We start from the raw sequence: 12,287 nt of genomic DNA, 5'->3' as shown, positions 1-12,287 counted from the left end.
TGGATTCCTTTCATCATATTTTTAAAAAATTCAATAAAAAATAAGTTTACGGAAGCGCTTTCTCTTCTTTCGTAAGCTTAGTATAGTTTCTTTTATTTTTTTAGGCATTAACTCTCTGTGCAATTATTTGAACTATATTTGCATTTTTGAATCCGCATAATTAGCAGGTGCTGTTCCGGTTAGTTTTTTAAATACCTTACTAAAATAAGAACTGCTGTTATACCCCAAACGTTCTGCAACTTCTCCGACACTCATTTCTTTTCCTTGTAGCAATAGCTTAGCAGCTTCAACTTTTTGCTGATTGACGTATTCGCTAATAGTATATCTTGTCTCTTTTTTAAATTTCCGAGCTAAATGAGAAGCGTTAACATGGAAAGTTTCAGATAAGATGGTAACATTTACCTCCACTGAAATATGATTGCCAATGTAAGCAACAACTTCTTTAATCAGTTGGGAATAGTGCAATGTTGAAAAGTTGGCAACTAAATCACAAAATTCATCAAACATTTTAGGGCTGACAATATACTCTAAATACTCTGGTGTTGGTGCTTGTTCAATTTGAAGGGCATATTTTTCAGAGACCAAATGTAAATAAATCGCAGGAACTCCACCTAAAGCAGCGCCAATTCTACATAGCGTATTCCGGATAATCATTCCATTTTTACGTGTGCGTAAAAAATCATTATGAATAATTGGGTTTGCGTAGTAATAAGGATGAGTTATTTCCGAATCTACATAGTTTTTTGCTTTATCCAACAATTTTTTGTTTCCGGTTTGGATGGCTTGAATCAACAGTGAATCTCTTTCCATTGATTTTTCTATATACTCCATAGAATTCCCTTTTTTTTGGATATTAACTGCTGATAAGATACGGTAAAGATTTGTTCCATTATCGTCTTCATTTAAAAAATCTCGTTCCATTGCTATCACCTCAAAATGATTTGTTTTTATTATAAGTATAGCGAAAACAACAATTAAAGACTATTTAGTACGGATAGTTTTAATAGTGAAAATAATACTTACTAAATGAACAAAGTGGTTGATGATCATTTAAGTTACACTATCTCATAATATTATAGAATGTTATAACAGTTTCAGTAAATATCTGTTTAATGTATTAACAAGTGAGCATATAAGATTCGAAAATATTTATACGTACAATATTATTAAAAATGTTTACATGTACGTATAAGTGAGTTATACTATTTTATGAAAGCGCTATTAAAATAAAAAGTAGGAGAATTTATAATGACAAAATAAGCAAAATTTATTGAATTAACATACTGTTTAATCATTATATTTTAAAATCCATATTTGAATTTTAAAAGGTGGTGGAGCAAATTAAATCTAATTAGAAAGGAATTAATTTTTTAATAGTTGGGAAATTTTAGTAGTAAACCATAAAATAAAAAATAGTGAGGAGAAACAATAATGACTATAAAGAATATGAAAAAAATAGTTTTAACTTTAGTAGGGCTTCTATCAGTTTTTCTATTAGCAGCATGTGGCAGTTCTGAAGCAGATGATTCAAAAGCGTACATCGGTATTTCTATGCCAACACAATCAGCAGAGCGATGGATTGATGATGGTAATAACATGGTTACAAAACTAGAAGAATTAGGCTACAAAACAGATTTGCAATATGCTGAAGATGTTGTAGGTAATCAAGTTTCCCAAATTGAGAATATGATTACAAAAGGTGTGGATGTTCTTGTAATCGCTTCCGTAGATGGTTCGGCTCTAACAGATGTATTACAAAAAGCAAAAGATGAAGGAATTGAAGTTATTGCATACGATAGATTACTGATGAATAGTGAAAATGTAGATTACTACGCAACATTTGATAACTTTGGAGTTGGAGTTATAGGTGCATCATATATTGAAGAGGCACTAGGGTTGAAAGATGGTGAAGGACCTTTTAATGTAGAACTATTTGGTGGATCTCCTGATGATAATAATGCTGTTATTAACTTTGATGGAGTAATGTCTGTGTTTAAACCTTATCTTGATAATGGTCAATTAGTTGTTCCAAGTGGACAAACTAAATTTAATCAAATCGCAACATTGCGTTGGGACGGTTCAACTGCACAGTCTCGCATGGATAACCTTTTAAGTGCTAACTATACTGACAAAACTTTGGATGCTGTTTTATCTCCATATGATCCTATTAGTTTAGGAATTATCTCATCATTAAAAGGTGTGGGTTATGGTTCTGATGAATTATCGTTACCAGTTATCACAGGGCAAGACGCTAATTTACCAGCAATCAAATCTATGGTAGCAGGTGAACAAAGCCAAACAATTTTTAAAGATACTAGAGAATTAGCATCTGTAACGATTGAAATGATAGAAGCCATTGTAAATGATGAAGAAGTAGAAGTTAATGACACAGAAACATATGATAACGGGACAAAAGTTGTTCCTACATTTATGGTAGAACCAGTTTCAGTTGATATTGAAAATTATCAAGAAGCCTTGATTGATAGTGACTACTATACAGAAGCAGAAATTAATGAGTAATAGATCACTTAAAATCTAAATTATTTTTTTTAAGAAACTCTAAGTAAGATTAGGAGGGATTATATGTCAGATATTATACTGGAAATGAAGAATATCACTAAAAACTTTTCTGGAGTTAAAGCCCTAGATAACGTTAATCTTAAAATAAAAAAAGGGGAAGTTCATGCTTTATGCGGAGAAAATGGAGCAGGAAAATCTACGCTCATGAAAATTCTTAGTGGTGTTTATCCTTCTGGAGATTACTCTGGAGATATTGTTTATAAAGGTGAAGTCTGCCAGTTTAAATCAATATCCGATAGTGAACAAAAAGGAATTGTGATCATTCATCAAGAATTGGCACTTATTCCTTTCTTATCAGTGAAAGAAAATATTTTTCTGGGAAATGAACAGTCAAAGAAAGGGATCATTGATTGGAACGTAACAGAAAAGAAAGCATCTAATTTATTAAATATAGTTGGGTTGACCGTTTCACCTAATGCTTTAGTTACACAGTTGGGAGTTGGGCAACAACAGCTAGTTGAAATAGCTAAGGCTTTCTCTAAGAATGTTCAGTTATTGATACTAGATGAACCTACAGCAGCTTTAAACGAAGACGATAGTGCAAATCTTTTGGAGCTTATCAAAGAGTTTAAGAAGCAAGGGATAACGTCAATTATAATTTCTCATAAATTAAATGAAATAACAGCTATTGCAGATAATGTAACTATTATCCGGGATGGAAAATCTATTGAAACTTTATCAAATGAGCAAATTGATGAAAATCGGATTATTAAAGGGATGGTTGGTAGAGATCTTACGAATAGATATCCTGATAGAGAACCTAGAATAGGAAATAAAATATTTGAAGTGAAAAATTGGAATGTCTATCATCCACTTGATAGAACGAGAAAAGTGAATAATAATCTTGATTTTCACATTAAATCTGGAGAAATTGTTGGTATTGCTGGATTGATGGGGGCAGGAAGAACAGAATTTGCTATGAGTGTTTTCGGGAAATCTTATGGTTCTAATATTAGTGGACAGATTATAAAAGATAATAAGGAAATTAAGATTAATAATGTATCCGATGCCATTAAAAACCGTATTGCTTATCTTTCCGAAGACAGAAAAAATTATGGATTGAACTTACTACAAGACATTAAAGAAAATGTTACGTTGGCAAGTTTATCTAAAATTTCGAATAAGGGCGTTATTGATAAAGAAAAAGAAATCATTGAAGCTGAGAAATACAGAGATAGTATGAGAATAAAAACGAAAGATATTTATCAAAATGTAGGAAGTTTAAGTGGAGGAAATCAGCAGAAAGTTGTACTAGGTAAGTGGTTGATGTCTGAGCCGGATGTTCTTTTTCTTGATGAACCTACTCGTGGGATTGATGTAGGTGCAAAATTCGAAATCTATTCTATTATTGAACAGATGGCTAAAGCCGGAAAAGCGATTTGCATTATTTCATCAGAATTACCTGAGATATTGGGAATGTGCGATCGAATTTATACAATGAATGAAGGTCGCTTTACAGGTGATATTCCTAAAGAAGGAGCTACACAAGAGGATTTAATGAAACTGATGACTGCAGAGGAGGCAATGATTTAAATGGAAGAGACAAGTGGAAAAAAAGTACTATCACCAGAAAGTAATAAAGAGAAAAAAACAGCAAAAGACATCGTGTTGGATATTCTTAGTAAATACAGTATGATTTTTATTTTGATCGCTATCTTAATTGCATTTCAAATTTTAACGGATGGTATCCTTTGGAAACCATTAAATATTACCAACTTGATATTGCAAAATAGCCATGTATTAGTTTTAGCTATAGGAATGTTACTAGTTATTTTATTAGGAGACGTAGATTTATCAGTAGGATCAGTAGTAGCGTTTGTTGGAGCTGCCTCTGCTGTTATGATGGTTCAATGGCAATGGCACCCGATGATGGCTATCTCAGTTTCTTTATTAGTTGGTGGATTAATAGGAGCTTGGAACGGATTTTGGGTCTCTTATATTGGGATTCCAGCCTTTATTGTTACACTTGCAGGTTTACTATCCTTTAGAGGACTAACGCAAGTTATCCTTGGAGGAACCACACTTGCACCTTTTCCGACATTTTTCACTAAATTGAGTTCTGGTTATATTCCTGATTTTATTGGTGGAGGTGAATTGCATGTAACTTCAATCTTGATAGGATTAATTTTATCCTTACTTGCAGTTTGGAACATGTGGAAAGCACGTAAAAGAAAGAAAGATAATTTGTTTGAAGTAGAATCTACTATATGGTTTATTACTAAAGTGGTAATTATGTTTGCTTCAATTATGTTGTTAACTACTGTACTTGCTTCATATAAAGGATACCCAGTTATATTAATTCTTTTAGCAGTTTTAATTATGATTTATGGTTTTTTAACCACAAAAACAACTCTTGGAAGACAGATTTATGCTATAGGAGGAAATCGAAAAGCTGCTGAATTATCAGGTGTTAAGACAAAGAAACTAACTTTTTGGATCTTTGTTAACATGGGAGTTCTTTCTGCACTAGCTGGTTTATTAGTTGCTTCTCGTTTAAATGCAGCTACTCCAAATGCTGGTAATGGTTTTGAATTGGATGCTATTGCAGCAGTATATATAGGAGGAGCATCAGCATCTGGAGGTATTGGTACAATTCTTGGAGCAGTTATAGGTGGATTAATTATGGGGATTTTGAATAATGGAATGTCCATTATGGGAATTGGAATTGACTGGCAACAAGCTATTAAAGGTTTAATATTATTATTAGCAGTTGCGTTTGATGTATACAGTAGAAAAAGAAAAGCAACTTAATAGGTAAATAAAGATTAGGAGTGAATGACTTTTGGAAAATAAAACAATACTTCTTATCTGTACAGCAGGTATAACCACAGGATTACTTGTAAAAAAAATTCAAAAGCTTATAGAAGATGAAGGTAAAGACTACCATATTTATTCTGCACCTGCGATTGTTGTAGAGAGCATTTTAAAAGAACAAAAAATTGATGCTTTATTAATGGGTCCCCAATCCCGATATGAAATATCAAGGTTAGAAGAATTGCTCAATTATAAAAAGGTGCCTTATAGACTAATTGATAATGAAGATTATGAGATATTGAATGCACAAGCTATTTATAATAAGTTAAAGACAATGATCCAATAAAGATAGTTAGAAATAAAAATTCGTCAAAGATACTTTTAATCATTAGAGGTATCTTTTAAATAACTAGAATAGGTAAGTCAACAGAAAAAGTTGACTGCCTATTTTTTTAATCTATGATTTCTCAATATTAGAATAGATTTTTGTTTCTTAATTGGAGTTCTATTTTTATAAATGACTAAAAAATTAAAATAGATGTAGTATTGTAACCATATAAGGCTTCCTGTACTATATATGTACGTACAAGCTCGAGGAGGAGGATATTATGGCAAGTGAACCAAAGTATATAATGATAAAAAATAAATTGAAGCAACATATTCTAGAGGGAGGGTATGCTGTAGATAGTAAAATACCTTCAGAGTCCGAATTAAAAGATATGTTTAGTGTCAGTAGGCATACTGTACGACAATCTATTTCAGACTTAGTAAACGAGGGATACTTAAAAACGGAACAGGGATCTGGAACATACGTAAGCAATCAATACCAATTAAAAACAAAAGATACATCACAAAAAATAATAGGTGTCATTACAACATACTTATCTGATTATATTTTCCCGTCTATTATTAGAGGGATAGAGGATGAACTAAGTAAAAAAGGATATGCTTTATTGTTATCTAGCACTCAAAATAATAGAGAATATGAAAAAAATAGTCTTGAAATGATGCTTGAAAGAAATATTGATGGTTTGATCGTTGAGCCTACAAAAAGTGCTGAATTAAGTCCTAACTTAAACTACTACTTACGTATGCAAGAGAGAGGAATTCCGTATGTGTTTATCAATGCTTCATATGGAGAACTGGAAGCACCCGTGATAAGTATGAATGACACGTTAGCAAGTGAAAAACTGACTTCTCATTTGCTGGAACTTGGACATACACGCATTTCTATGATAACAAAAACAGATGACTTACAAGGAAAAGATCGAATGAAAGGATTTATTAAAGCTCATAGTAAAAGTAACCAAACGATGGATAGCAGATTGATGATTACCTTTGACACTGAGAATATAAAGGAACTATCAGAAAAAATTGACCATCTATTACAACTTGAAAATTTCCCAACAGCTTTTGTTTGTTACAACGATCAAATAGCCATAAAAGTGATTGACCATATTTTAGATATTGGTAAGAAAATACCTCGAGATATTTCAATCGTTAGTCATGATAATTCATTTTTGAGTACGGCAACAGATACAAAGTTAACTTCTATTGATCATCCTAAAGAAAAATTAGGAAGAGATGCTGCAAATTGGATTATGCAGGCAATCGAAAAGAATTCATTTAACCAACAATCAATTATATATGAACCTGATTTGATAAAACGTACTTCTACAAGTAAGAACATAATCGAATGATACTTTTTAATCATAAGAAGGTTATATCCTAGAATGTCTAGTATAGAAAATTGTATACTGGTTTTTATTCTTTAAGATTTTAAGTGGTCACTATTATATAGGAGGTACATTTATGGAAATAAGAGAAGCCAATGTAGAAGATGCATTAGAACTCTTAGAGGTCATAAAAAATGTAGAAGAGTCTGGGAATATGTTATTTGAACCAGGAGAACGTACTATCTCTATTGATGGCGTTAAAGAGATGATTGGTAGACTGAATAAGCTTCCTAGTGGTGCATTATTAGTAGCTGTAGAAAACCAATGCTTATTAGGGGATATGATAGTTTTTAAATTATTATTTATCTAGTATGGGAGGGTTTTTTTTGGAATTTTCAGATTTTCTTTTTCAATTTTACGGAATAGTCATTATTGCATTTTGGCCGGTCATTTTTATATTTTTAATCTATACTGTATTAAAATTTATAAAATTAACTAAAGAGCGAAATAATTATTTAAGTGAAATTAGCCAAGAACTAAAAAAATACAATGAAAAACTATCCTAACTGAAAGAAACAGATTAGAATAGTGCATGTTACATATAAAAAGGAATTAAATAGTATATTACCAGATGGAGTTCTTCATCTGGTTTTTAGTCGATGTTATCAGTAATTTTAAGTTTTCAACTAAATGAAAAGGTGCAGAGTAATTATGGATAGTATATTTTTTTGTAAGTAGTATAAGAATGATTAATAAAAAAACGCTTACTTAACGCTGTCGTATCTGTTATATTATAGTTGTTATTAAAAAACTATCTGGAGGGATTTATTTGAAGAAATTAGTCTTTATTTTAGGTTGTTTTACTATTTTTTGTTTTGGTGCTAAAGAGGTACAGGCTGCAGAGACAATAGTTTTAACTGAGAACACTGTTATCTATGATTTAGAACAGGGTGGCTTACAGCAGTTTGAAGTTGAAAATGATTTAGGTGAGAGCTACATTATTATAGTTGAAAAAGAACCACAATTTTTATTAGCAGCGAGTAGTGTTAGTAATGGTACATACAAAATTACAAAAGAACGAACGTTACAATGGAAAGCAAGTTATAAAATTGATGTAAGCAACAATAAAATTACTCGAGCACACTCAGGTTCAGCAACTGCATATACTGGGAGCTTTAAAAGTTTACTTCTAAAAGTTGATAGTTCTACGCAAGCTACTTATTATTTAAAACGAACACTATTGGGTCTAGAATCTTCTATAAATTTAAGAGCTAAACTATCCGGAAGCAGTATTGCTGTTACGTATTAATTAAACCAGGTTTTTGTTTATTCGCCAAGGTATTCAACAGTGGTTGTTCCCCATCCTAAGTAGTCTCCAACAACACTGTAAATAGCAAATAGATTAACAAATAGACAACAAGCACACGCTAGGTAAACAAACTTATACAGTGTGTTTGTTTTTTTATTTCGTTTGATCACAACTGGAGCCACAAGAAGACCTAATGGAGGAATCAAACATCCAATAAAAGCAATAGTTAACAATAGTAGTCCTTCATCTTTTTCAACAAATCCACGTATAAAGTCTAATTTTTGGTGATTTTCTTCAATTTTAATTTCATTTTCATGTATTTTATTTTTAAGTTTTTGATTTTCTTTAAGCAAATCATCAATCGAAACTTCATAATACACACTTAATTTAACTAAATTATCTAAATCTGGATAACCATTCCCGGTTTCCCATTTTGAAATTGACTGTCTGGATATCTGTAAATGTTCAGCAACATCTCCTTGCGAAAATCCTTTGCTAACTCTGCTTTCTTTCAAGCGTTCTCCTAAGGCCATATGTCGTTCTCCTTCTTGATTATTTTCTTCTATCATACCGAAAATAACGGTTGTTGACTATCAACTAATGGTTGCTTTTAGCACCTATTGGTTTACATAGAGAATTAAAGAGATAAATATAGTTGTTATGAATGATTTAAAATAAATAAAAACCCATAGAAATTCTCTAAGGGTTTTTATTTACGCCAAAAAGTTGAGCAATCTGCTTTATCTGAAATGTTAAATTCGATTATTTTTTCAAGTAATGCGAAATCTATCGGACTGTTCCACTGGATACGAAAAATTTCCTTAGTGGGATTATAGCCAGCTTGTACAATTTTATTAGAAAATTGACGTATCCCTGCCTTTTCAGGAGCAACAGACATATGTTGTTTAGCTACACTAAATCCAATAATAAATGTTTCATGATCGGTAAACATAGGCTGATTCCATGCAATTCTTGGTTTCAAGTTTGGGAAAGTCTTAGCTACCCAGTTCAGTACTTCTTCTGTTCGATCTCGATGTTCAATATTATCAATTTTTGATAAATAATCTGAAAAATCTTCCATCTTATCCCTCCTAAAATAAATATCGTTTAGAATTGATATTTAATTGTAGTTATTAGCAATTATTATGTGAAAATAAATTAAGATTAATACCGCTTACCTAATCCTTATTTTAACTATATATTTTACAATCGAAAGAGTCAAATTTCTATTATGAGCCGCTGTTTACATAAAACTAGTAGTCATTTATAAAAAAAATTACTAGTTTGGCATATTAAAAAATTGTTTAACAATAAATACATCTTAAAATGATATTTATTTATTGTTAAACGATAAATAAGGTGCTAAAATAATAGTTATACTAAGTAAGGGAGGTTTTAGTCATGAAACGAGGTACAACATTATTTTTAAAAGCAGCGTTAATTTTAATCGGTCTTCCTGTTCTTGCCTTGAGTATAGTTGGATTTTTTTGGTTAATGAATAATCCGGCAAATCCAGATTATGATCAGTTACTCTATCCTATTGTAATTGGTATGTATGTATCTACCGTACCGTTTTTCATCGCTTTATATCAAGCTTTTAAACTGTTAAATCATATTGATAGGAACCAAGCGTTCTCTGAACTAGCAGTTAAAGCGATTAAAAATATCAAGTTTTGTGCTTTAATAATCTGTGGTTTATATGTGGTGATGCTGCCATTTGTTTTTGGGGTAGCACAAACGGATGATGCACCTGGGCTTGTTTTAGTTGGAATGGTTCCAGTCTTTGCATCGTTTGTTATCACAGTGTTTGCTGCTGTTCTTCAACGTCTTTTACAAGAAGCCATTGATATTAAAAAAGAAAATGATTTAATAGTCTGATCTGAGGTGAATAATATGGCAATTATAATTAATGTTGACGTGATGTTGGCTAAACGTAAAATGAGCGTAACAGAACTTTCAAGTAAGGTTGGTATTACGATGGCGAATCTTTCTATATTGAAAAATGGGAAAGCGAAAGCCATTCGATTTTCAACTTTAGAAGCAATCTGTAAAGCATTAGATTGCCAGCCAGGAGATATTTTAGAATATAAAAATGATGAACAATAAAATAAATAAAACACCAGAGCTTTGCATCAAGTGATGTAGTGCTCTATTTATTTGTGTGCATAACTAGTTTTTGTAAGGTAAACTAAAGGCATCAAACTATAGGAAGTGAAAAGATGTTCAACTTATTTATTTTAATGCTTGAACGTGGCGGATTAATTATTATTTTGGCATATATATTAATGAATATCCCTTATTTTAAAAACCTTTTAGGAAATCGAAGAAAACTAAGTACGATGGTTCAGCTGATTATAGTATTCGGAATATTTGCTATTATTTCTAACTTTACTGGGATAGAAATTCGTGGCAATCAAATTATGATTGATCAACCGTTTTCTGATTTATCACCTCATTCTTCTTTAGCGAATACCCGTGTATTAACGATTGGTGTTGCAGGTTTGATAGGAGGGCCGATTATAGGTGTGAGTGTGGGTATTGTTTCAGGTGCTATACGCTATCTCCAAGGCGGAATGGACGCTTATATCTATGTGATTTCTTCAATTTTAGTTGGCTTATTTTCCGGATTATATGGGTTGAAATCTATTCGAAAAAATACTTATCCAAAAGTTGGTGAGGGACTTGCCATTGGTGCAGCAATGGAAGCCCTTCAAATGGTCAGTATCATTTTTCTAAGTACACGATTTCAAGAGTCAATAGACCTAGTGCAGTTTATTATGTTGCCAATGATATTGACGAATAGTATTGGAACGGGAATTTTCTTATCGATTATTGACTCAACACTGAGGCAGGAAGAACAGACAAGAGCAGTCCAAACGCATGATGTTTTGCAATTGGCTAATGAAACAATGCCTTATTTTCGTTCTGGTATGAGTGAGGAATCTTGTACGCAAGCAGCAAAAATTATTCAAAAACTGATCAAAGTTTCAGCCGTTAGTATTACCAACAAAGACAGTATTTTGGCACATGTTGGTGCAGCCAGTGATCATCATTTTCCTTCGAAGAAAATAGTAACTAGCTTATCTAAAGAAGTTTTGCGAACTGGAGAAATCAAAGAAGCACATTCTTATCATGAAATTGGATGCGTTCATCCTGACTGTCCATTAGAAGCAGCAATCGTTATTCCGTTGAAATCAAAGAACAAAACGGTTGGAACGTTAAAGATGTACTTCACTGATGCCTCAAAACTTACCTTTGTTGAAAGACAATTAGCTGAAGGTCTGGCAACTATATTTTCCAGCCAAATTGAACTTGGAGAAATGGAATTGCAAAGCCAGCTCTTACAAGATGCAGAAATTAAATCGTTACAAGCTCAAGTAAATCCGCACTTTTTCTTTAATACCATCAATACCATTTCTGCACTGATTCGAGTGGATAGTGAGAAAGCTCGTGAAATGCTACTACAGCTCAGTACTTTTTTTAGATCTAATTTACAAGGTGCCAGAACGAATGTGATTCCTTTAGAAAAAGAACTCCTTCAAGTGGAGGCGTATATGAAATTGGAACAGGCACGTTTTCCAGATCGCTACCAAGTGGAAATGAATATAGAAAAAGGTCGGAAGAACATTTTATTACCTCCATTCGTGATTCAGATATTAGTAGAAAACGCCTTCAAACATGCATTTAAAAATCGGAAAGTGGGTAACCTAGTCCATGTGACGGTTAATAAAGTGGATCAAGATATCCTTATAAGTGTACAAGATAATGGATATGGAATAGATAGGGATAGACTTAAGAAATTAGGTAAAGTAAGTGTCCCCTCCGAACAAGGGACCGGTTCAGCTTTGGAAAATTTGAATAAACGGTTGATTAGTTTATTTGGTGATAGAGCTCAATTAAATATCAAATCTTCAGAACAAGGAACCATTGTAATGTGTAGAATACCTTATCAAGGAGTGGAGGGATAA

At 32.2% G+C, this 12,287-nt stretch carries 14 protein-coding genes; 11 read left to right on the top strand and 3 right to left on the bottom strand.

The window, feature by feature from the left end; genetic code table 11:
• Positions 1-132: 132 nt before the first annotated feature.
• Positions 133-921: a helix-turn-helix domain-containing protein gene (locus tag CAR_RS10985; RefSeq protein WP_013711808.1), complete on the bottom strand. Its 789-nt coding sequence runs from the start codon at positions 919-921 to the stop codon at positions 133-135.
• Between the two features lie 516 nt (positions 922-1,437).
• Between CAR_RS10985 and chvE the strand changes: the two genes are divergently transcribed.
• From chvE to CAR_RS10945, 8 genes are all read left to right on the top strand, one after another.
• Positions 1,438-2,520, top strand: coding sequence for a multiple monosaccharide ABC transporter substrate-binding protein (chvE, locus tag CAR_RS10980; RefSeq protein ID WP_041556994.1), 1,083 nt, complete (start codon positions 1,438-1,440; stop codon positions 2,518-2,520).
• A 63-nt stretch (positions 2,521-2,583) separates the two neighbouring features.
• Entirely contained in the window at positions 2,584-4,113 is a 1,530-nt protein-coding gene (gene mmsA / locus CAR_RS10975; protein ID WP_013711806.1) for a multiple monosaccharide ABC transporter ATP-binding protein, read from the top strand.
• The gene (mmsB, locus tag CAR_RS10970; protein ID WP_013711805.1) at positions 4,114-5,331 is read left to right on the top strand and encodes a multiple monosaccharide ABC transporter permease; all 1,218 of its coding nucleotides are present in this window, start codon (positions 4,114-4,116) and stop codon (positions 5,329-5,331) included. It abuts the gene before it with no gap.
• Between the two features lie 31 nt (positions 5,332-5,362).
• Complete coding sequence (locus CAR_RS10965) at positions 5,363-5,680, top strand: PTS sugar transporter subunit IIB (RefSeq protein WP_013711804.1); 318 nt, start codon at positions 5,363-5,365, stop codon at positions 5,678-5,680.
• A 262-nt stretch (positions 5,681-5,942) separates the two neighbouring features.
• The gene (locus CAR_RS10960) at positions 5,943-7,034 is read left to right on the top strand and encodes a GntR family transcriptional regulator (RefSeq protein WP_013711803.1); all 1,092 of its coding nucleotides are present in this window, start codon (positions 5,943-5,945) and stop codon (positions 7,032-7,034) included.
• A gap of 112 nt (positions 7,035-7,146) precedes the next feature.
• Positions 7,147-7,380 carry a hypothetical protein gene (locus CAR_RS10955; protein ID WP_013711802.1) on the top strand — a complete coding sequence of 78 codons (234 nt, stop codon included), beginning with the start codon at positions 7,147-7,149 and terminating at the stop codon, positions 7,378-7,380.
• Positions 7,381-7,396: 16 nt separating this feature from the next.
• Positions 7,397-7,576, top strand: a complete 180-nt coding sequence (locus CAR_RS10950) for a hypothetical protein (RefSeq protein ID WP_041556643.1) — start codon at positions 7,397-7,399, stop codon at positions 7,574-7,576.
• A gap of 263 nt (positions 7,577-7,839) precedes the next feature.
• A complete protein-coding gene (locus CAR_RS10945; protein ID WP_013711800.1) occupies positions 7,840-8,319 on the top strand; it encodes a DUF5626 family protein in 480 nt (159 codons plus the stop codon).
• Between the two features lie 17 nt (positions 8,320-8,336).
• Here the strand turns inward: CAR_RS10945 and CAR_RS10940 are convergent, their stop codons facing one another.
• Together CAR_RS10940 and CAR_RS10935 are read right to left on the bottom strand one after the other, a co-directional pair.
• The gene (locus CAR_RS10940; RefSeq protein WP_041556641.1) at positions 8,337-8,852 is read right to left on the bottom strand and encodes a helix-turn-helix domain-containing protein; all 516 of its coding nucleotides are present in this window, start codon (positions 8,850-8,852) and stop codon (positions 8,337-8,339) included.
• A 176-nt stretch (positions 8,853-9,028) separates the two neighbouring features.
• Positions 9,029-9,400 carry an iron chaperone gene (locus CAR_RS10935; RefSeq protein WP_013711798.1) on the bottom strand — a complete coding sequence of 124 codons (372 nt, stop codon included), beginning with the start codon at positions 9,398-9,400 and terminating at the stop codon, positions 9,029-9,031.
• A 320-nt stretch (positions 9,401-9,720) separates the two neighbouring features.
• Here CAR_RS10935 and CAR_RS10930 point away from each other — a divergent pair, with 320 nt between their 5' ends.
• The 3 genes from CAR_RS10930 (at position 9,721) to CAR_RS10920 (ending at position 12,287) form a co-directional block, all read left to right on the top strand.
• The gene (locus tag CAR_RS10930) at positions 9,721-10,197 is read left to right on the top strand and encodes a DUF2975 domain-containing protein (protein ID WP_013711797.1); all 477 of its coding nucleotides are present in this window, start codon (positions 9,721-9,723) and stop codon (positions 10,195-10,197) included.
• A 15-nt stretch (positions 10,198-10,212) separates the two neighbouring features.
• A complete protein-coding gene (locus tag CAR_RS10925) occupies positions 10,213-10,425 on the top strand; it encodes a helix-turn-helix domain-containing protein (protein WP_013711796.1) in 213 nt (70 codons plus the stop codon).
• A gap of 113 nt (positions 10,426-10,538) precedes the next feature.
• Positions 10,539-12,287 carry a sensor histidine kinase gene (locus tag CAR_RS10920; protein ID WP_013711795.1) on the top strand — a complete coding sequence of 583 codons (1,749 nt, stop codon included), beginning with the start codon at positions 10,539-10,541 and terminating at the stop codon, positions 12,285-12,287.

It is taken from the genome of Carnobacterium sp. 17-4, from assembly GCF_000195575.1.
Lineage (GTDB): Bacteria > Bacillota > Bacilli > Lactobacillales > Carnobacteriaceae > Carnobacterium_B.
The sequence above is the reverse complement of the archived record's forward strand: the minus strand, read 5'-3'. Positions and strand labels throughout refer to the sequence as shown.

Excerpts from the sequence above, each read along its gene's own strand:
- CAR_RS10985 (WP_013711808.1), bottom strand. The coding sequence starts at position 921 with ATGGAACGAGATTTTTTAAATGAAGACGATAATGGAACAAATCTTTAC.
- mmsA (WP_013711806.1), top strand. The coding sequence starts at position 2,584 with ATGTCAGATATTATACTGGAAATGAAGAATATCACTAAAAACTTTTCT.
- mmsB (WP_013711805.1), top strand. The coding sequence starts at position 4,114 with ATGGAAGAGACAAGTGGAAAAAAAGTACTATCACCAGAAAGTAATAAA.
- CAR_RS10960 (WP_013711803.1), top strand. The coding sequence starts at position 5,943 with ATGGCAAGTGAACCAAAGTATATAATGATAAAAAATAAATTGAAGCAA.
- CAR_RS10955 (WP_013711802.1), top strand. The coding sequence starts at position 7,147 with ATGGAAATAAGAGAAGCCAATGTAGAAGATGCATTAGAACTCTTAGAG.
- CAR_RS10940 (WP_041556641.1), bottom strand. The coding sequence starts at position 8,852 with ATGGCCTTAGGAGAACGCTTGAAAGAAAGCAGAGTTAGCAAAGGATTT.
- CAR_RS10935 (WP_013711798.1), bottom strand. The coding sequence starts at position 9,400 with ATGGAAGATTTTTCAGATTATTTATCAAAAATTGATAATATTGAACAT.
- CAR_RS10930 (WP_013711797.1), top strand. The coding sequence starts at position 9,721 with ATGAAACGAGGTACAACATTATTTTTAAAAGCAGCGTTAATTTTAATC.
- CAR_RS10925 (WP_013711796.1), top strand. The coding sequence starts at position 10,213 with ATGGCAATTATAATTAATGTTGACGTGATGTTGGCTAAACGTAAAATG.
- CAR_RS10920 (WP_013711795.1), top strand. The coding sequence starts at position 10,539 with ATGTTCAACTTATTTATTTTAATGCTTGAACGTGGCGGATTAATTATT.